The organism is Mesorhizobium calcicola (assembly GCF_042682105.1).
GTDB lineage: Bacteria > Pseudomonadota > Alphaproteobacteria > Rhizobiales > Rhizobiaceae > Mesorhizobium > Mesorhizobium calcicola.
In genome coordinates this window covers 1-18267 of sequence record NZ_JBHUGY010000041.1, presented here as the reverse complement: position 1 = coordinate 18267, position 18267 = coordinate 1, and the positions used below count along the sequence as shown (strand labels likewise).

22 protein-coding genes and 1 tRNA gene are annotated in these 18267 nt (G+C 57.7%); 7 read left to right on the top strand and 16 right to left on the bottom strand.

The genetic code is table 11. The annotated features are described in order from the left end of the window. Window positions 1-99: 99 nt before the first annotated feature. The gene (locus ACFSQT_RS26810) at window positions 100-1203 is read left to right on the top strand and encodes a nucleotidyltransferase family protein (protein ID WP_379023816.1); all 1104 of its coding nucleotides are present in this window, start codon (window positions 100-102) and stop codon (window positions 1201-1203) included. Between the two features lie 76 nt (window positions 1204-1279). Here ACFSQT_RS26810 and msrA read toward each other — a convergent pair whose 3' ends face one another. The 3 genes from msrA to ACFSQT_RS26795 all read right to left on the bottom strand — a co-directional run bounded on the left by msrA (window position 1280) and on the right by ACFSQT_RS26795 (window position 3338). Then, complete coding sequence (msrA, locus tag ACFSQT_RS26805; RefSeq protein WP_379023814.1) at window positions 1280-1798, bottom strand: peptide-methionine (S)-S-oxide reductase MsrA; 519 nt, start codon at window positions 1796-1798, stop codon at window positions 1280-1282. Between the two features lie 128 nt (window positions 1799-1926). Continuing rightward, window positions 1927-2166, bottom strand: coding sequence for a hypothetical protein (locus ACFSQT_RS26800; RefSeq protein WP_379023812.1), 240 nt, complete (start codon window positions 2164-2166; stop codon window positions 1927-1929). A gap of 2 nt (window positions 2167-2168) precedes the next feature. Further along, window positions 2169-3338 carry a glycosyltransferase family 39 protein gene (locus ACFSQT_RS26795; protein ID WP_379023810.1) on the bottom strand — a complete coding sequence of 390 codons (1170 nt, stop codon included), beginning with the start codon at window positions 3336-3338 and terminating at the stop codon, window positions 2169-2171. A 327-nt stretch (window positions 3339-3665) separates the two neighbouring features. On the opposite strand from ACFSQT_RS26795, the gene ACFSQT_RS26790 reads away from it, so the two are divergent. Continuing rightward, window positions 3666-4376, top strand: coding sequence for a hypothetical protein (locus ACFSQT_RS26790; RefSeq protein ID WP_379023808.1), 711 nt, complete (start codon window positions 3666-3668; stop codon window positions 4374-4376). A gap of 83 nt (window positions 4377-4459) precedes the next feature. On the opposite strand, the gene ACFSQT_RS26785 is transcribed toward ACFSQT_RS26790, so the two are convergent. Genes ACFSQT_RS26785 through ACFSQT_RS26765 form a run of 5 tightly spaced genes read right to left on the bottom strand, consistent with a single transcriptional unit; the run spans window position 4460 to window position 6113 of the window. Further along, a complete protein-coding gene (locus tag ACFSQT_RS26785) occupies window positions 4460-4783 on the bottom strand; it encodes a hypothetical protein (RefSeq protein ID WP_379023806.1) in 324 nt (107 codons plus the stop codon). After that, on the bottom strand, window positions 4783-4968 hold the full coding sequence (locus ACFSQT_RS26780; RefSeq protein ID WP_379023804.1) for a hypothetical protein: 186 nt from the start codon (window positions 4966-4968) through the stop codon (window positions 4783-4785). Before ACFSQT_RS26780 ends, ACFSQT_RS26785 begins: the two co-directional genes overlap by 1 nt. Beyond that, window positions 4953-5180, bottom strand: coding sequence for a hypothetical protein (locus tag ACFSQT_RS26775; protein WP_379023802.1), 228 nt, complete (start codon window positions 5178-5180; stop codon window positions 4953-4955). The genes ACFSQT_RS26780 and ACFSQT_RS26775 overlap by 16 nt, the downstream gene beginning before the upstream one ends. Before the next feature lies 1 nt (window position 5181). Beyond that, window positions 5182-5403, bottom strand: coding sequence for a hypothetical protein (locus ACFSQT_RS26770; protein WP_379023800.1), 222 nt, complete (start codon window positions 5401-5403; stop codon window positions 5182-5184). After that, on the bottom strand, window positions 5403-6113 hold the full coding sequence (locus ACFSQT_RS26765) for a glycoside hydrolase family 108 protein (RefSeq protein ID WP_379023798.1): 711 nt from the start codon (window positions 6111-6113) through the stop codon (window positions 5403-5405). Before ACFSQT_RS26765 ends, ACFSQT_RS26770 begins: the two co-directional genes overlap by 1 nt. A gap of 168 nt (window positions 6114-6281) precedes the next feature. Here ACFSQT_RS26765 and ACFSQT_RS26760 point away from each other — a divergent pair, with 168 nt between their 5' ends. Beyond that, window positions 6282-7436 carry an acyltransferase family protein gene (locus ACFSQT_RS26760; protein WP_379023796.1) on the top strand — a complete coding sequence of 385 codons (1155 nt, stop codon included), beginning with the start codon at window positions 6282-6284 and terminating at the stop codon, window positions 7434-7436. A gap of 308 nt (window positions 7437-7744) precedes the next feature. Here ACFSQT_RS26760 and ACFSQT_RS26755 read toward each other — a convergent pair whose 3' ends face one another. The 7 genes from ACFSQT_RS26755 to ACFSQT_RS26725 all read right to left on the bottom strand — a co-directional run bounded on the left by ACFSQT_RS26755 (window position 7745) and on the right by ACFSQT_RS26725 (window position 14519). Continuing rightward, entirely contained in the window at window positions 7745-8854 is a 1110-nt protein-coding gene (locus tag ACFSQT_RS26755) for an acyltransferase family protein (RefSeq protein WP_379023794.1), read from the bottom strand. After that, entirely contained in the window at window positions 8851-9987 is a 1137-nt protein-coding gene (locus ACFSQT_RS26750; protein WP_379023820.1) for an acyltransferase family protein, read from the bottom strand. The genes ACFSQT_RS26755 and ACFSQT_RS26750 overlap by 4 nt, the downstream gene beginning before the upstream one ends. A 148-nt stretch (window positions 9988-10135) precedes the next feature. Then, on the bottom strand, window positions 10136-12259 hold the full coding sequence (locus ACFSQT_RS26745; protein WP_379023792.1) for an SGNH/GDSL hydrolase family protein: 2124 nt from the start codon (window positions 12257-12259) through the stop codon (window positions 10136-10138). A 169-nt stretch (window positions 12260-12428) separates the two neighbouring features. Next, window positions 12429-12656: a T6SS immunity protein Tdi1 domain-containing protein gene (locus ACFSQT_RS26740; RefSeq protein ID WP_379023790.1), complete on the bottom strand. Its 228-nt coding sequence runs from the start codon at window positions 12654-12656 to the stop codon at window positions 12429-12431. 435 nt (window positions 12657-13091) lie between these two features. After that, window positions 13092-13283, bottom strand: coding sequence for a hypothetical protein (locus tag ACFSQT_RS26735; RefSeq protein WP_379023788.1), 192 nt, complete (start codon window positions 13281-13283; stop codon window positions 13092-13094). A gap of 269 nt (window positions 13284-13552) precedes the next feature. Then, entirely contained in the window at window positions 13553-14038 is a 486-nt protein-coding gene (locus ACFSQT_RS26730) for a hypothetical protein (protein WP_379023818.1), read from the bottom strand. Window positions 14039-14204: 166 nt separating this feature from the next. Then, window positions 14205-14519 carry a hypothetical protein gene (locus ACFSQT_RS26725; protein ID WP_379023786.1) on the bottom strand — a complete coding sequence of 105 codons (315 nt, stop codon included), beginning with the start codon at window positions 14517-14519 and terminating at the stop codon, window positions 14205-14207. Window positions 14520-14580: 61 nt separating this feature from the next. On the opposite strand from ACFSQT_RS26725, the gene ACFSQT_RS26720 reads away from it, so the two are divergent. From ACFSQT_RS26720 to ACFSQT_RS26710, 3 genes are all read left to right on the top strand, one after another. Beyond that, window positions 14581-15468: an IS1595 family transposase gene (locus tag ACFSQT_RS26720; protein WP_379023784.1), complete on the top strand. Its 888-nt coding sequence runs from the start codon at window positions 14581-14583 to the stop codon at window positions 15466-15468. A gap of 180 nt (window positions 15469-15648) precedes the next feature. Further along, window positions 15649-16293 (top strand): DUF433 domain-containing protein, encoded by a 645-nt coding sequence (locus ACFSQT_RS26715; RefSeq protein ID WP_379023782.1) that lies wholly within the window; start codon window positions 15649-15651, stop codon window positions 16291-16293. Continuing rightward, complete coding sequence (locus ACFSQT_RS26710) at window positions 16290-16697, top strand: hypothetical protein (RefSeq protein WP_379023780.1); 408 nt, start codon at window positions 16290-16292, stop codon at window positions 16695-16697. The genes ACFSQT_RS26715 and ACFSQT_RS26710 overlap by 4 nt, the downstream gene beginning before the upstream one ends. Window positions 16698-16701: 4 nt before the next feature. Here the strand turns inward: ACFSQT_RS26710 and ACFSQT_RS26705 are convergent. Next, window positions 16702-16782 (bottom strand) — tRNA-Ser (locus ACFSQT_RS26705). A 178-nt stretch (window positions 16783-16960) separates the two neighbouring features. Here ACFSQT_RS26705 and ACFSQT_RS26700 point away from each other — a divergent pair. Next, window positions 16961-17904, top strand: a protein-coding gene (locus tag ACFSQT_RS26700) for an IS630 family transposase (protein WP_379018015.1) whose coding sequence is annotated in 2 segments (ribosomal slippage) — window positions 16961-17297 and window positions 17297-17904 — 945 coding nt in all. Because the reading frame shifts where the segments join, the coding sequence is not laid out codon by codon here. The last annotated feature ends 363 nt before the right edge of the window (window positions 17905-18267 follow it).

The following is an 18267-nucleotide window of genomic DNA, read 5'->3' as shown; positions in this document are numbered from 1 at the left end:
GCAATTTTCTTATAACTCCCTTGAAATTCGAGGCAAAGGCGCGCAGTTATAAGAGAACCGCGAATTTCTTATAACCTGAAGGCATTGGTCGAACGCAGGATGAAACCGATCGACATCGCTTATCGCACCTTGTTCGCTGAACTGGTGCAACGAAGCCTGGACGCCTCGTTCCAAACCGACTTCTCGACCGCGGGCAATTTCGTGCGGGTTCCTGTAAAAGGCCGCGACTACTGGTATTTTGAGGAAACCAGGCCGAAGACAACAAGACGATATGTCGGCCCGGCCGACGATCCCGAGATCGCAAACCGCGTCGCCGCCTTCAGGGAAATCAAGAGCGACCTGAAGGCTCGTCGCAAGCTCGTGTCGACGCTTGTACGCGAGGCTGGGCTGATGGAGCCGGAAAAATTCACCGGTGATATCGTTGAAGCCCTTGGCAAGGCCGGGTTTTTCCGCCTGCGGGGTGTATTGGTCGGCACCGTCGCGTTCCAGACCTACGCCGGATATCTGGGCGTAAGGCTACCGGGGGTAGCGCTGCAGACAGGCGATGCCGACTTTGCTCAATTTCACTCCGTTTCCGTCGAAGTGAACGACAGTCTGCCGCCGATCATGGATGTGCTGCGCGCCGTCGATCCTTCGTTTCGCGAAATTCCGCACCGAACGGATGTCAGTCGCACAACGCAGTTCGAAAACGCTTCCCGGTACAAGGTCGAATTCCTGACGCCAAACCGGGGCAGTGACGAATACGCTGACCACGCGAGCGCGATGCCGTCATTGGGCGGTGCATCGGCGCAGCCTTTGCGATTCCTGGATTTTCTGATCCGCGAACCCGTAAGAACCGTCCTGTTGCATCGATCCGGAGTCCCGGTGCTGGTCCCCTCACCCGAGCGATATGCTGTCCACAAACTGATTGTCGCCTCCCTTCGCCAAAAGAATGCAAACGGCGCCGCAAAGCGGGAAAAGGATGTTCTTCAGGCAAGCTTGCTTGTCGAAGCAATGGCAACTGCCCGCCGGCAAGATGACCTCGCCGTGGTGTTTGCTGAAGCATGGAATCGTGGCGCCAACTGGCGCAATGCAATCCAACACGGTCTTCGTTTGCTCGATCCCGATAGGCAAGACACGGTCGAGACAATCGTTCGAGGGGCACTTTCGGACATCGGTGAAAAGCTCGGCGGCTTCACCGACACGACAACGCGCACAGACTGAAAGGCGTTTGGGATACGATGACGCCGCTCGACGACCGGGTCGAGCGGCGATACCTGCCGGAACCGGGCTGTGAACCCTACGAAACGGCCTTCTCGCGAACCGGCAGCTTCCAGCCCGGCCTGACGAAGTGGCAGGTGTAGCCGTTGGGGTATTTCTCCAGATAGTCCTGGTGCTCAGGCTCGGCTTCCCAGAAATCGCCGACCGGCGCGACTTCGGTCACGACTTTGCCTGGCCACAGACCCGAGGCATCGACATCGGCGATGGTGTCTTCGGCGATGCGCTTCTGTTCGTCGGTGGTGTAGTAGATCGCCGAGCGATAGCTCATCCCGACATCGTTGCCCTGCCGGTTGCGGGTCGTCGGATCATGGATCTGGAAAAAGCGCTCCAGCAGCGCGCGATAGCCGATGATGGCCGGATCGAAATTGATCTCGATGGCTTCGGCATGGGTGCCATGGTTGCGGTACGTTGCGTTGGGCACGTCGCCGCCACTGTAGCCGACACGCGTGGAGATGACGCCGGGATAGCGCCTTATCAAATCCTGCATGCCCCAGAAACAGCCGCCGGCAAGGACTGCGCGTTCGGTCGAAGTCGCCATTTCACGTCTCCTCAAAAGCAATTCAGGAAAGTAGCGGTTTTCCGTCTGGAATTGCGCAAAAACAAGTTGGATCCACTCATAAATGGGCATTGTCTCTTGCTTCGTCCAGCGGATCGGCCGACCTTGGTTCAGTTGCTCGTTTGGGCGAGGCTGTCGATCGCACTCGGCAACTGCGGCGCGCCGGGCGGAACGGCGGCAAAACTGATCGCCACGGGCGGCGCCTTGAGCGACCAGTCGAAAAGAACTGTCTTGACCGGGATATTGCCCAGCCACGCCTGCAGATACGGTGGCACGTTTCGCCCAGGCCAGACCAGGAGTATGCCGTGGTCGCGCAGCCGCTCCTTGGTGATCCAGGGGGCGTACTGCATGTTCAGGTCGGTGAAGATCGACGGCTTGTCATAGGCATGAGGCCCGCCAGCGGCGCAATAAGGCCATCGCCGCCGACTATGTCGAGCCTACCGGGCGCGGCCGCATGCCAGACGACCTCTGCCTCGTCCGAAATCTTCTGCGCCGGCCAGCAGACGGCGTCCATGTGCCCGCGCAAATTGCATTTCGTCCAGCGGATGCCCGCATAGGCACCGGAGATGGCGATGATGAAGATGAACGCGCAGATCGCCAGCTTTCTCATCTCGACGGCGCCGAGGCGGTGGCCCAGCAAAGCGATCGCCACGACGCCAACAAGATTGTACATCGGCGCGCCCCAGGCCTCGCCTGCGCCGGTGAACAGGGACGCCACCATGACGAGGATCGCCGGGCCAAGTCCCATCCACAAGAGATAGACCAGCGTACCGCGCCCGACGGGCTCTTCTGGCGCCGGCGAGCGCCGCAGCAGCCCTGCTATCGCCAACACCAGAACAAAGCCGCAGAGCCCGGCCACCTGGACGCCGATGTAGTAAAAGCGGGAACGATGGGCCATCACCCACTGATCGCGCCAGGCGGCATAGGTCAGCGGCAGGAAATCGACGCGGTAGAGCTCGGCGGCCAGCGGCGCGGCGACAGCGACGAAAACCGCAAGCCCAAGCCATGGCCAAGGCGTGACGAGCCGGCTGCGTGCCCGTGCATCGGACAGCAGCCAGATGGCGCCGAACAGCAACAGCAGGCCGGTCGAGAACTTGGCATAGAGCCCGACGCCCGACACCAGTCCGAGCGCCAGCCACCAGCCCGGCCCACCACCACGGCCCACACGCCACAACAGCCAGCAGATAGCGGCCCAGAAGGGCATCTGCGCGTAGTCGTGATTGAACTGCGGGGTCGGCCAGCCGAAGAAATAGAGCGTCGGCATCAAAAGCACGGCGGCCAGCGCGCGCCTCTGCCCAAGCAGGTCGCGGGCCAGCAGATAGACCAGGATGAAAGTCGCCGAGATCGTCAGCTGGGCCACGAAATATTGCGGCCAGCGGAACGATCCGGTCAGCAGATGGCTGGTCTCGAGCAGCCATGCGGGAAGCTGTGGATGCTTGTAGGTCAACAGCACCCATTCGCGTCCCCACATGAAGCCTTCGACGACATCGTTGGGCGGTCCGACGTTGATAAGTGCGGGCATCACCGTCCAGCAGAATATCTGCGTCAGGCACAGAATCGCCAGCAAATACCAGGGACGACGGATTAGACCGGCTAAAACCGATGGCGAATCGACGCCTGCGGCAGGCAATCCTGCCGGCACCCAGTGGTCCATGGATCCATCTATCCCCGCCATGCGGCGCTTAAATCACATAGTCCGGTTTAGCGAACAGCCCCAAACATCGAAGCTTACGAAAAAGTATAGCTGTGTGCCATTGCTGCACCAAGATCGAGCAGGAGCATCGGCACTCCTCTCTCCACGCAGGACAGCGCCGCACGCCTGACCCTGCCTGAAAAATCCCGGGTCCCAATGCGCCACCACCAGCATGCCGTCATCCACTACCGTGCGCTTGACTTCTGGATGGCGCGTGCGGCCGTCCTCGTCATCATCTGCCTGCAGCTGCTGGTCATCAACAATCTCTCATTCGGACCGCGCTGGCTGGCACCGGCGCTGGAGGCCGCCCTGCTGCTGCCCCTGTCGGTGGCCACGGCCTGGACACAGGCCGCCACTAGAACGGCGGTCGAGGATCACGAATGGCATGCGATCGGCCAGTTTCGCGTCATGATCCGCAGAACAGCCCTGACCATGACCGCCATCATCAGCGTCATGAATTGCGGCTCGCTGGTCTTTCTGGTGCGAGCCTTGCTGGAGGGCCATGCCGGCAACAGCGGCACGACGCTGCTGATCGACGCGCTCAACATCTGGGTGACCAACGTCATCGTCTTTGCCCTCTGGTTCTGGAGCACCGACCGGGGCGGGCCGCCGACCTGCGGCCTCGTCGAGCTCGCGCAGGCCGATTTCCTGTTCGCGCAGATGACGCTGAACGATCGTGAGCTTCGCGACTGGCTGCCTGGCTTCGTCGACTATTTCTTCCTCGCCTTCACCAATGCGACAGCTTTTTCGCCGACCGATACCTTGCCGCTTTCCCAACGCGCCAAGCTGCTGATGATGGCCGAGGCCATGATCTCGCTGCTGACCATCGCCCTGGTCGCGGCCCGCGCCGTCAACATCCTGGCTTGACCGGCGGCAAACGCAAAATAGCCCGCCCGGCGAACCGGAGCGGGCTATTTGGGTTGTCTTCGGGATGGTTGCCGCTGGCGGGTTCACTCGTCCGGCGACGGCTTGAACCTCCGCACCACAAACTCGAACAGGATATCCGAGATCCACATCGCTGAAACGCCAATGAGGAAAGCCGCGGCAAGCGTGGTGGTGTCGTCGGTCGGACCAGGCATCGGCAGGCCGGTGATCCTGACGTAGGACACCACCGGTAGCGTCAGGTAGGCGGCGGCAAGCGCCCCACAGATCGGCGAGGCCACCATTTCGCGCAGCTTGTAGCGGTGCCGCGACAGCGCCCGCAGGACACCGCCGGCAAGGCCGGCGGCGACGACCGGTCCCTTGATGCCGAGCAGGTCGAAAAGATCGTGCATCACGGCCTCCATCCACAAAGCGCCTGGCCCTTTTCGTTGTGCGCCAGGATCGCCGCCACCGACGCATCGGAAAGGATCGCCACCTCCGCCCTTGCCGGCCGGATGGGGTGCTCGATCGCGCAGAACGACCCGCCGGCGCTTGCGCAGCCGGCCAGTAGGAGCAAGAGCGCTATGATCTTGACCATTTCGCCAGCCTCCCCCTGTTGCTATCCGGCGCCCGGCCGGCGACGGCGTCGTCGATCTTCTGGGCTTCGCTGCGCGCCGCGGCGTCGGCGGCATCCTGGCTGGCCTTCTGGCTGGCCTTGCCCTTGGCATAGGCCGTCCACAGACCGGCGAGCGCGGCGCCCGCTGCAAGGAGATACGGCCAGCACTGGCCAAGCAGGGCGAGCGCTGCCATCTCATTTCTCCTCGGACGGCGGCGGCGCGACCATGCCGCGGGGACCGTCACGCACCGCGTTGACGATGATCTTGGCAAGGGCAATGGCGCCGCTGATCTGCAGCGCGCTGCGATCGGTGACGCCGAACATCGTCCAGTCGAAGCCGACCAGGGCGCCACCGCAGATGATCGCGATCAGCGTGTTGAGGAGATTGTGCAGCGCGTTGGTGTTGAGGAATTTCATCAGAACAGGCTCCCGAACAGATCGGTGGCGTGATGCAGGCAGGCCGCGAGCGCTCCGGCGATGAGGACGAGGATGCCGGCCGCGGCGGCAGTCTTGCCGGCCGGCGGTACGGGCTGGACCGCCGGCGCCCCGCCAGCGGGCTTTTCGGTGTCGACCGGCGCAGCCGGCAGCGGCGCCGGCGCCGCCACCGGCGGTCGCTGCGCCGACATCAGCAAGGCTTGAACCCGCACCGACTGAACACGATCGGACCAGCCGCGCCCGAATGTTACCCATGTCGGCAGCCGTTTGAGAAGCGCCAGCCGTGCATCGCAGAGCGCATCGATGGTGACGCCGGCCGGCTTTGCCCTGGCCGCAGCAAGGGTCGCCGGCCCGATCCGGCCATCCTGGGCAACGCCCAGGGCCGCCTGCAGGGCTTTCGCCGCCCTGCCCGGCCCGCTGTTCACGGCGAAATCGAACACCGCATGGTCGACCCCATCGGGCAGTTCGGCGCCGAGCACGGCGTCCCAGTAGAAACGGCGGTAGATTGTGGCGACTTGGGCATCGGCGATCGACTTCAGATCCGCCTTGGTAGCGCCGGCCTTCACGTAACGGCGGAACTTGGCGAGCGTGACGCCCTTCATGGTGGCGCCGCCGGGGTCAGCCGGATTGTCGCTCCAGCCACCTTCTGATTTGAGGACGAGCGCAAGCGCCCGCGCGAAGTTGCGGTCCATGGCAGTTCCTTTCCGCCCTCCCGGGCAGGTTGTTCAAGTTTCCGATTATGGGTATGGTTGACGCTCGGGGCCGACGGGACGTTGATTAGCGACGACTGTCAAACAGACTGGCAGTGCCGGTTATCGTCTACGGCAGAAGACCGTGAGGTCTGTGGAAGTCTATAAAATATGGCAACTCAACGCATTTCTGCCTTGGATGGCTTGCGTGGTTACGCGGCTGTTGTCGTTCTGATTTGCCACGCCACAGCTGGTTATAATTGGGATCTTACAAAGTTCCTTGCGACGCCTGTCCAGTCTGTTCCTCGGGACTTGATATGGAGCAAGTTCTGGCTGACGGCATTGAACGGTGAGAGCGCCGTCATAATCTTCTTCTTGCTTAGCGGATGCGTTCTCACCAAATCGGCCGCCAACGATGCCGGGCGGTTCGGTGCGTTCAGGTCGTTTATCGCCTTTTCAGTCCGGCGCGTTCTGCGCATTTTTCCAGCTGTCATAGTCTGCGTGCTGGCATGCGCGGCGGCGATGGGCGCGCTAAAATTTCTTGGTTTGTCTGCACGCGCTCTCGATGCTCACGCGGTCCTGAACAACTTATTTCTTCTTGGGAACGACATTATCCGGCCGACCTGGACGCTCCAGGTCGAAATAGCCGCTGTACCTCTAATATTCCTGGGTGGTTGGGCCGTAGCCCGCCTTGGGTATATCGGCTCAGTCCTGTTCCTCGTCGCCAGCCTTGTCGCGCATGAGTTGCCTTGGCTCGTGCTAAACTACAGCCCATTGAGTCAGTTCCTGCTTTATTTGGCGCTGGGCGCGGTGGTTCCGACAGAGATTGGGGCGGGGTCCAGCCGCATGGCTGAGCGCATCGGTTGGCCTGCGCTCCTTCTCGGCTTCATTTTCATCCGCATGTTTCTGCCGTTCGGCCCCATTGGGATGCTGCTGCAAGCCGCGTTCGGATATCTCTTCCTTTGCCTTCTGATGTATGTGAAACCCGCGAAAATAACCGCGTTTCTGAACAACCCAGCGTCTCAATTCTTGGGCAAAATGAGCTTCGGATTCTACCTGTGGAACGTGTTTTTTCTGATACTCCTTTGGGGATTTCGAGACGACTATTACCCGTCTTTTCTAAAGGACTATGCCGTCGAATTCGGTTTGGTCACCGGGATAGCATTGGCCTTTCCATCGCTGGCGATGGCGGCCCTTTCCGAGAAATATATTGAACGCCCGTTCATCACCCTCGGTAGAACAATTTCCGATCGAATATTCAACCGCGCTGCGATCGTCGCTCCCGCCAAAATTTCCACGCCAGTCCCGACGACGGAAATTGCTTAACGGGCTATCGCGAAGCGCCAGGCGCAGCTGCGTGGTCTTGACCGACGAACCGGAGTTTGAGCTACGGAATCGACTCGAGTCTCCGCGGATGCCGGCGCGTTTAGGGGAAGATGACGGACAGCTTCGAACGTGCGATCATACGAAATGGCAGCGGCCGAACGCAGTCTGTCGGGCACGTAGTTCGGTGAGGCGCATCGCGGCGATATGTTTCGCGCTTGTTGTTCTGGCGTTGACTTCTCGGAACTGAGCATCGCCCGACGGATGCGGCCGAACTCGGAATCCGACGAACCGAAAGCGATCGGGGGAATTTAGTTCTGAAGCGCCTCGGTCTTGAGGTCCGCTACTGTGTGCGCGACAGGCGGTTTCCTTTTTTCCACACCGGCCAGCTGAGCCACCCATCCTGCTTTGTTGAACCGACGCTCGATTTGGTGAAAGCTGATGAAGCCGACGGCAATGGCTATCATCACGGAACAAGCCGCCAAGATTGGTGCCGGCACGGTTTCCGCTACGCCCATATTCACATAGCAAACATACATCACCGCAAACAGCGGGTAATGCCAAAGATAGAGCGAATAGGACGAGTCTCCCAAACGTATCCAGCCCTTCGAGAACGTCCATGCCTGCCTGATTTCCATGGCGACAAAGCCGTAAACAATGAAGGCGCTCGGCAAGCCGAAGCATATGACGCGCCAGATCAGGGGGAGCTTGAAACCGCCTTGATGATGGTAATAGGCCGCTCCGATAAGTAGACCGCCGATCCCAACAACCACAAAGCGTAAGCCGTGCACCGACATCTTCCGCTCCACCAACAAAGCGATGACGATCCCGAAGGCGAACTCCAAAACGATCGTCCACAGCCATACGGACGATGAGTAGTCGACGCCGGCTACCCATGCCAAGAAAATAACCGCAAACCAGGCCGCCAGGATAAGCAGGATGCGGCGCGGGAAGATCAAGATCGCCGCAGCACATATGGTGTAGAAGTACATCTCGAACTGCAGGGTCCATGCCGCCCCAATGCGGTTGTTGGGCTGGTCGATAAGAAGAAGCAGCTTCCACAATGGCTTTTCGGGAATTCCCGGCGGGGCTATCTCAGCTGTCGTCGTCAGGAGAAGGAGCGAAGCCACGGCAAACGCGACCCAATAGGCAGGGTATATGCGAAACACTCGCTTGACGGCAAACTCTCGGAAGGCGCGCCACCGTCCGACGATCACGGCTTTCCTGCCCAATCTATCGGCGGACAAGAACACCACGAAGCCTGAAATCACAAAGAACAGATCGACGCCGCCAGGGCCGACGGCACTCACGAAGGGCTGCGACCAATGGGACCGCATCGGAACCAAAGGCCAATAGATGTGACTGGCTACCACCATCAATGCCGCGAGGGCTCGAAGCCCTTGGATGTTTTTGTAGATCATGCGGTCGCCGGCGTGACCTGGTCCCCAACGCGTTTCAAATGTGGCTCGACGTTCTTTCTGGCTGCAAATCGAGATGCAAAGCCCTTGCCCCACTCATTGATCCAGTTCTCCCAAGCGTAGAAGGTCAGAGCAGCGATCGGGATCACGTATATCAGCGTTATCCCAAGCGTCAGAGCGAAGATCTCAAGTTGACTTAGGTTAGCACCCTGAAACGGCTTTTGGTCGCGAAACAGGTGCGAAATGATCGGACTGTGCACCAGATAGACGGAATAGCTGATATTGCCGAGCCAGACGGTCGCTCTGTTCACCAAGAGTTTGAATGGAAAAAGGTATAGCCCAATCAAGAGGCATCCAAACATCAGTCCCTGCCAGTAGGAGGCCTCGCCAAATAGCACCGCCCCCTTGACAATCGCATAGAACTGCAGCGGCACGGACGCTAGCAAGGCCGCTCCAATCGCTCGTTTGTTTTTCCATCGGTCGGCGATAGGGACCATGTAGAACGCGATGATGCCGAACATGAACATCGGGGCTGCGCGAAATAATGAGTAAAGGATGTAAGACCGTGGGTCTGCAACAAGGAAGCCGATAGTCGAGCGAAAGACCCAAGCCGCGATGAGAGAGATGATCAGTCCGATGAGCGCCAGCAGGACGGACCTGGTCCTCACGTATATAAAAGGGAACAGCAGGTAAAACGCCATCTCGATACCAATCGTCCAGCCAGCAAGGACGATTGATGTCTGATACCCATAGCCCGGCACGAAATTGAAAATGAACGACGCGTTGGCCAGTATCGTCTTCCAATTGTAGGGAAATACGGCCGGGTTGTAGAAGTAGGTAAAGACTACCATCACGTAAAAGAGCGGGGCTATGCGGAAAAATCTTCGTAGCAGAAACCCCAGATATGGTCTCGCTTCATTTTCATGCTTTGGCATTGTCAGACAGAGAGAGAAAGCACTTACAAGAAAGAACAGATTGACGCCCATGATGCCGCTTTTGACAAATGGTTCCAACCACCAAGGGAGCACCAGAGCCGGAGACGGCATCTTTGCTACGTGAACCATCACGACCCAGAGGGCGGCCAGGCCGCGTAACGCGCTGAGATAGGGGAACCGGTCCGGCTTTGTTGGCGTCATTGTTGTCACGCGATCGATCCATGCCAAACCGCCCGGACAAGCCCCTATATGGATTTCAATTAGGACGCAACATGGTGCCCCATCGACCCAAGCTGACCGAGATCAATTTTACTCCATGGATCTTTCACCGTACCCTGCTTTGGCGAGGCTAGTGCTCAACAACTCTGAGATCCGTGATATTCAGTATCTTGGATGAGCCTGATGTCCGACCGCCCATGCAGCCCCCAAGGTACGGCACCGTAAGTGCCGCGGTTCCGAGGGACGCCCCATCAACATAAACGGTCATGGTCTGCGACAGGCCGGCTCCAAGGGTTAGGCGCCATTGATGCGCCACGCCACTAAGGTCCACCGCGTTGAGCACGGTTGTGGCGTAAGTGTTCTCACCGCTGAGCTGGTACACCGTGACGAAACCGGAACCGTTAAGCCCTACGCCAACCCCCATGCGTGCCTGCATCGCCGTGGACACGGCTGGCGCAGTCGTGATGCCATGCAGGATGAATTGCGTGTCCTTGGCCATGGTTGCCGTGAAGATGAGATCGACACCCTCTCCCGAAAGCAGGCGGGATATGAACAACTCATCCTCCAGCATCGCCACATCTGTCGATGAGGAGAACACATTGAATTGCGTCAAGGCAAGGTCACGGAAGCGGTCGCTTGAGACCGAGCCCTTGGTAAAGGCTTTTTTGACCGTCGATCGCCTGCTCCGAATATGGCTTAGGCCGAGGGAAGCAGCCCCGGAACTGGCGCCAAGCGTAACCATGTGGAGCCCAACAGGGACATTGCGGGCAACGCATACCTCATGGTCCTGTGCAAACTCAAAGGAAGTCAGCGTGATAGACGAAAACTGGTTGATGGTGCCAACGCCAACCTGGTCCCAAGACACGCCGACCGCCGCCAGCCCCCCATTCCAGATGGGATAGCCGATGTAAATGTCCAGGCCAGGCTCATCTACCCTGATCATTGCCTTGATGCTCTTGGGGTGGCTGATGGCATCCGATATGAGCATCAAGCCTGTCCGTGTCGCGCCTGCCGCCAGCGAAGTACTGGCCGGGTCGATGGTTACGGTTCCTTCCGCTATCGAGATGAACTGATTGGCCCCCGCAAGCCCGGCATGTGGGTGAACAAACGGCAGAGCCATAAGCTGGCCGATTGCTCGGTAGGTCACCGCCGTTGGGTGAACACCGTCAGGAACGGCGTCCTGCACCTTGTAATTTCCAGAGCGGATGAACGAGTTGATCATATTGTAAACATCAACCAGTATCGTTCCGGTATTTTCTGCAACGTCCCGCATGATTTGAACGTAGTTCTTCTGCCGATTGGCCTTATCCGCAGTACCAAGAGAGGGGACTGCGTAGATCGGGTTCGGTGTCTGGAGGATGGGGACTTTGCCATTCGTACGACAAATATTTACGAATGACTCCAGGTTGGCGCGATATATTTCCGGTGGTGTAGGCTGGCTGTTTTGCGCGTCATTGATGCCGTGATTGCAATAGACGATATCAGCCGTGCTGACGGCCATCTTGGCAGCAAGGGTGGAGCCAGAGCCATCCGTCCCATCAAGCATCTGACTTGAGCGCGAACCACTAACAGCCCGATTAGTCACGGTGATAGCGGTCGAAAAGAAGTAGTCTTTTAGGAAAGTCTCAAGTTTGTAAGTCGGCGGCTCCGCAGTGATGAATGGGGAAACCAGAACATTCGGATCATATCCGACCATCGTGCTGTCGCCGAAGCACTCGATTTCGACTGGCACACCGTTCCACATATCGACGGCAAGCTTGTTTATTCCGGCACCATCAGCCTCAGCGGCGTCGATGTTAAGGTAGGCGCGAACCTGTCCCGGTGTTGCTGAAAAATAGGCGGTGCCAAGGCTATTCGCGACAAGCATGGTGTTGGCAACGATTGCCGGCAGATAGCTATCCGAGGTAAGGCCGATCGAGATCGCGTCTTGCTCGATCACAGGATCGAGCGTGTTGAATACGAACGTTTTGCCAGCGCTCGCCGTGCCTTGCTGGACACGAACACTCGTGCCCTTCTGCATGGTGCGTGACGTCCGCGCATCGGCGGCTCGGTACCATTGGCCTTCACTGGCCGTGTAGATGCCGTTTTTTGTGGCATCACTCTGTTTTTTCACCAGCACCCTGTCACCGACTTCGGTCAGCACACCGTCGATGGTCTGCAAGCCATAAAGATTGGTGTTGCTGGTGGTCGCCAGGCGCACGGGTTCGCGCTCGCCGGTCAACAGGCGAACGGCGGCGGTTGCAGGTCGGGCCATAAGATTTGCTCCATGAAAAAAGCCCCGTCAAAGCGAGGCTTGGAAAGATGTTTTCGAGTTCGGCGGTCCGCATTGCCGTCTGCCTGGCGCGCGGCTTCAAGAGCACAGGCAGCGCATCTCTAAGACCCTAGACAATCGCCTTGCAGTTCATGCAGAAATTGTAACAAGTTTACCTTTTGAGGTTTGGCGGAGTTCCCGGAGGCAGTCCCTTAACCTTGGCTAGGACCTGGCCCATAATATGCCAATCAACCTCGAGGTCCGACAATTCCTGGTTTGAGATGTCGTCCTCTCCACCGAGGAAAAGAGGCTTCTCATAGCCAATGCATTGGTCATAGGCTGGCTGCGCCCCGCCGGCCGCCAGCCAGTCTTCATACAGGCTGGCAGCCAGCGCGGGCATCTGCGTTTTCTATGACCAGGTCGTCGTGGAAGGTTTCGATATTGGCAGGAATCTCATGCGCCTCGCCAGTACCCGGCTCAAACAAGAGCACGCCAGGCTGTCCTTCCTCAAGCCGCTGACTGTCAACTGCAAACACCGAGCCTTACCACTCGTAGCCGAAGCAAGTGATCCGCCCATTGGCTTCCGGGAACCCAAGACCAATCCTTGCCTCCAGGCTGGCATATCCTGTGCCCGGATGATCCGATACAGACCCTGCTTGAAAGAAGCGCCCCCGAAACGGAGAGCAACTCATTCAGGCCGGGGATTCCGGTATCCACGGCAGGTCTGCCAGCATCAGCCGCACCCTGCTGTCGATGGGGAAATTTTGTCGGAATGCTTCGAACACTATCGTTCTCCAATCGACAAAGTCGGTCCCATTTGCAGACCGCCAAAGTACTACACGACTTCAGCACTACTTATTGCCGCCGCCGAGCGGTACGATGTTGCGGAAGGCAGATCATCAAGCACATCGAAAGCGCGCTCCGATATCACGAGGTTCAGCTTCTGGTTGATACCGAAGTCATCGCAACTTGCCCTGCCATCTACCTTGAGCCACACAAACGGGGGTAGCTCAACATCGGGTTGCATCTCGCGAAAATCCTCGGATGTGGTCACTTCCGCATAGGCGAAGGTGGCGCCTGAGACACCGATCGCGAGCGCCCGCGCATGGCTTCTTCGGTCACGAGGAAACAGGGAAGGAGGTACGATCGAGTCGCCAACCCACCCCTCCACCTGGTAAACAAGCCTACTCACACAGGGGGATGGACGCTTGTGTCCATGACAGTGCCCTCGCCCAGTCCGCCTGCGACATCGGGTTTGACTTCAAAATATCTCATCAGTCACCTATCGGCGGGTCATCACTCTTGAAGCAGTGGCAGAACCTTTTCGTCCAGGAATTTGAGACGCCCACCCAACATTTCGGCGTTGGCGGGGTTCGCCGGAACATTGACAGGAATCAGCTTCGCAACGGGCTTCCCCTTCCGGGCGGCTTCAATCCATTCTTCCATGGCGCCAATGTATCCATCCAGCGCCTCATACGGAGTTCTGACGTCGTCGCCTGGCATGTAGGCTGGAGGCACATCACCGACGATCACCCATATCCATGCCGGTACATCCGGCCTTCCAGGCGAAATCTCGAAGAGAAAAATGTATACTATGCCCTCGGCACCATATCCAAAATACTCCGCCTTGATATTCTTCCACCACTCAAACAATTTAATGTATTCACGGGCATCGCCAAGGGCAGCGTCAAAATTGTCGTCCGCGTCCGGGTCGTCCGCCGCAAGCGGCAAACGACTGACCTTGCTGAGATCTGGGGCATTGCATTCATACTCCGTCTCCACCAATTAAGTTCTTCTTGCGCCATCGCCTCTTAGCCCAGCGCGCAAAATCCCCATTATCTTGATGACGCCTTATATGGTCCTCCCGGGAACGAGGCCTCACATTCAATACGTGATCCCCCCCACCATCGGCCAACGGTAGATCATAGGAAGCATCCATAAGACGAAACTAACTCAGCTCCGATTCTTGCGGTCCATCGGGCATCTTGGCACGCTTCCACGGCGAAGTTTTTGTATCGCGCCAAGCATGCCAGCCCAAGGGCAAATCCGCCAACTGTGCAACAGTTTGATCAAGCTCTACGACCTCGACCAAGGCCACTAAAATCAAGTCATCTTGATCAATCTCAGCCTCATCTCCATAGAATTGCCACGACTCGTCATCGTCATCATGTGATACATACGCAATCCAACCTGCACTACTGAATACTTTACGAGTAGATATGACGGCTAAATTTTTTTGGTCTTTGAATTTCCAAATGCTCATATCATTACCTATGGGAATTATCCCCTTGACGTACGTACGGTAACTGCCCTATATTGGGGGCATGAACAAGAGCAAAGCCCCACTGTTTTCGGTCCGCGACTTCTTCGCCCGGTTCCCGGATGACGAGGCTTGCCTCCAGCACATCATGGACGTTCGCTTTGGCATGAAACACCCGTGCCGGAAGTGCCTCAACGTGTCGACGTTCCATCGCCTGTCTGGCGTCCGCGCATTCGCTTGTTCGTATTGCGGCGATCACGTGCACCCGACCGCCGGCACCGTCTTTGAAGATACCCGTACGCCGCTGCAATCGTGGTTCTATGCGATCTATCTGTTCGTCACGACACGCCACGGCGTTTCGGGCAAAGAGCTTCAGCGCCAGCTTGGCGTGACCTACAAGACGGCATGGCGTATGGGCATGAAAATCCGTGAGCTTATCGGTTCGCTTCAGGACTTCGACATGCTCCAAGGCCACGTAGAACTGGATGAGGCGTATGTGGGCGGTTATCGCGCTGGCAAGCGTGGTCGCGGCGCTGCCGGCAAGACCATCGTCATGGGCATGAAAGAGCGCGGTGGCGACATGCGAGCGGTCGTGATCCCGAACGTCAAGAAGTCCACGCTGCGTGACGTAACGCTTCGCAATGTCGAGGCCGGTTCGGTTGTCTCGACCGACGAACTCATGTCGTATGGCTTACTGGAGGGTGATGGCTATGTGCACGGCTCCGTGCCGCATGGCGAGAAAATCTGGTCGGCTTACGACTACCGGACGGGCGAGACCCATTCGACCAACCATGTCGAAAGCTTCTGGAAGCTGTTCAAGGTTTCGGTGCGCTCGACCCACATTCACGTGTCGGCCAAGTACATGGACCGCTACCTTGCGGAGTTCACTTTCCGGTCGAACCACCGCGTGATGCAGAACGCGATGTTCGATCTGATCGTGGCTCGTGTTTGATGACTTTGGAGGCCGCCAACAGAAAGGCGGCCTCATCAATGGGCCCAACGCCAGCGGCTTCCTGTTGAGAAATAAACTCCTCCAGGCGCCCCGATTTTAAGGCTTCTGAAAGCGACAAATGGGCTTCATCCATAGGCTCAAGCCCCTTCTTCTGGTCTCAAAGAGCGAGTAAGGTACACCATGGCTCAGCCAGACACAAACGTGGTGATATCGGCCTTCACGGAAGACCAAGTCGTCCGGCTGACTGGTGTTAGCCGTCGCCAACTTCGCTACTGGGCTACCGATAAGTTCTTCATTCCAAGCATCAAAATGGAAGACGAGGAACTGGCGGAACTGCGGCTTTACGGGTTTCGCGATCTGCTCTGCCTGAAGATTATCAGCTCCATTCGCAACGAATCAAAAGTTTCGTTTCCCGAACTGCGGAAGGCGAAAATTCGTCTCGCGCATCTTGGAGAGGATATGTGGGCAAAAACGACCCTCTACGTTCACAGAGGAAAAATCGTTTTTGACAACCCCGAAACCGGTCAGAAAGAGGAGACGTCGACTGGGCAAGGCGTTCTGGGGATTGCCCTTAAGGTGGTCTCCGGGAAGATGGAAGACGCTGTCCGTGCCATGAGACGGCGCAACAGCGAGGTGATCGGCAAGATTGATGGGGAACGCGGTTCTGCGAAAAAGCAGCCGGTAATCGCCGGAACCCGGATTCCGGTAAGGACTATACAATCCTTTCATAAGGCCGGATATTCGGTTGAGGATATTCAAAAGCAATATCCAAGCCTTGATCTCGGGGACATTGAGGCGGCTATCAACTTTAAAGAAGTGGCGTGAAGGGGAAGAAATCCAACCTAGTTGTTCTTCTGGACGAGGGAACCCCCGTTCTCGCGGCGGAGCCGTTTACAGTTCGCGGCTATCACGCGATCAATCATTGGGATGTGCTGGAAGCCAGTGCGAAGGATGAGATCGTAGCCAGCACCGCAATCCTCAACAGCGCTGCTTTGATTGCGGTCGATCTCGATATGAAACGGCTAGTCAAGCGTTTTGGCGCGCCAGACGGCAACCCGCGATTTGCTAAACTAGATTTGATATTTGTATGTTGCGATCCTGTCATGACATCCAAGCGCCTTGAACATGCCATGTCTTTCATTGAAAATGAGTGGTCCGTGCGTTGCCAAAAGGCCGCAAGACGGATGTGGCTCAACATCGATAATCATCGGCTTACAAGCTATCGATAGTGCTTGGGTGGATGGACGGGACTTGAACCCGCGACCTCTCGCTTAGCAGGCGAGCGCTCTAATCCGGCTGAGCTACCATGGACCGATAATAGTCCGTCCAGAGCGTCAATTCAATCTACGTATCTCAAGGGGATAATTCCCTTACCTATTTGTTTGATTTGTCCAATTCTCAAACCTAGAGCACGTCCCGCGATCAATGAATCGATTGTGATGTGACGTCGGGCTTCGCGGGTGATTCAACATCCACTTTGATGAGGTGGATGATGGGAAGAGCACTGAGCGACGATCTTCGATCGCGGGTCTTGAAGGCTTCGGACGCGGGCATGTCTGCCCGGCAGGCGGCGGCGCGGTTCGGCGTCGGCATATCGAGTGCAATCCGGTGGATCGCACGGGCGAAGATCGGCGAGCGGACGCCGCGGCCGCAAGGCCGTCGACGCGCGTCCAGCCTCGATGCGCATAAAGCCTTCATCGTGGGGTTGATCGATGAGCGCAAGGACATCACGCTGAACGAGATGGTAGAGCGGCTGGCGGTCGAGCGATCGGCTCGGATCAGTCGCAGCGCCTTAAGCGCCTGGCTTGGCCGGCACGGCTGGACGTTCAAAAAAAGTCCGCACATGCACTGGAGCAGGATCGTCCCGACATCCTGAAGCGCCGTCGTGCGTGGTTCGACGGCCAACTCGATCTCGATCCGGCAAAGCTGGTGTTCATCGATGAAACTGGACTATCGACCAAGATGGCCCGGCTGCGGGGCCGTGCGCCATGCGGTGAGCGTTGCCGGGCGGGCGTGCCGCACGGCCATTGGAAAACCACCACCTTCACCGGCGCACTGCGGCTGACGGGCATGACCGCCCCGTTCGTCTATGACGGCGCCATGAACGGCAACGTATTCCTGGCCTATGTCGAGCAGGTGCTGGTCCCGACCCTGTCGGAGGGCGACATCGTCGTGATGGACAACCTTCCCGCCCACAAGGCCGCCGGCGTTCGCGATGCAATCGAGACGACCGGCGCGAGGCTCATGTTCCTGCCGCCCTACAGCCCCGACTTCAATCCGATCGAAAACGCCTTCTCAAAACTCAAGGCTCTTATGCGGGCCAAAGCCGAGAGGACAATCACAGCCCTGTGGACCGCCGTCGGATCGCTCGTCGACCTCTTCACCCCAGCCGAATGCCAGAACTACTTCAAGGCCGCAGGTTATGACCCAGATTAAACCGGACGTGCTCTAGCGAGAATCTGAAAATTTTTGTAGCTGTTTGATCCAGGTGATTTCGTCTTGTCGACAGGGTTAACTGGGTCAATATGATCAATATGAGTAACACCTTTCCTGCTTTGATTTGATGCAATTACCTCTATTCCACTCTTGTCTGACCTTAGAGAACCACCGTTAATTTTCATATTTTCCTTAAATATGGTTATTCTCTGCTTCTTTGTTGGGGTTTGTTGCCTGGAGCAACGTTGGGAGGATCTTCCAAATGTGCATACGGCCTCCTTATTTCTTCTGCCTTGCCAGGCGAAACCGCAATCTCTTCTGTACTAGTTGTCGAGATAGAGCCCGGCCCATTATCCGGAGCGA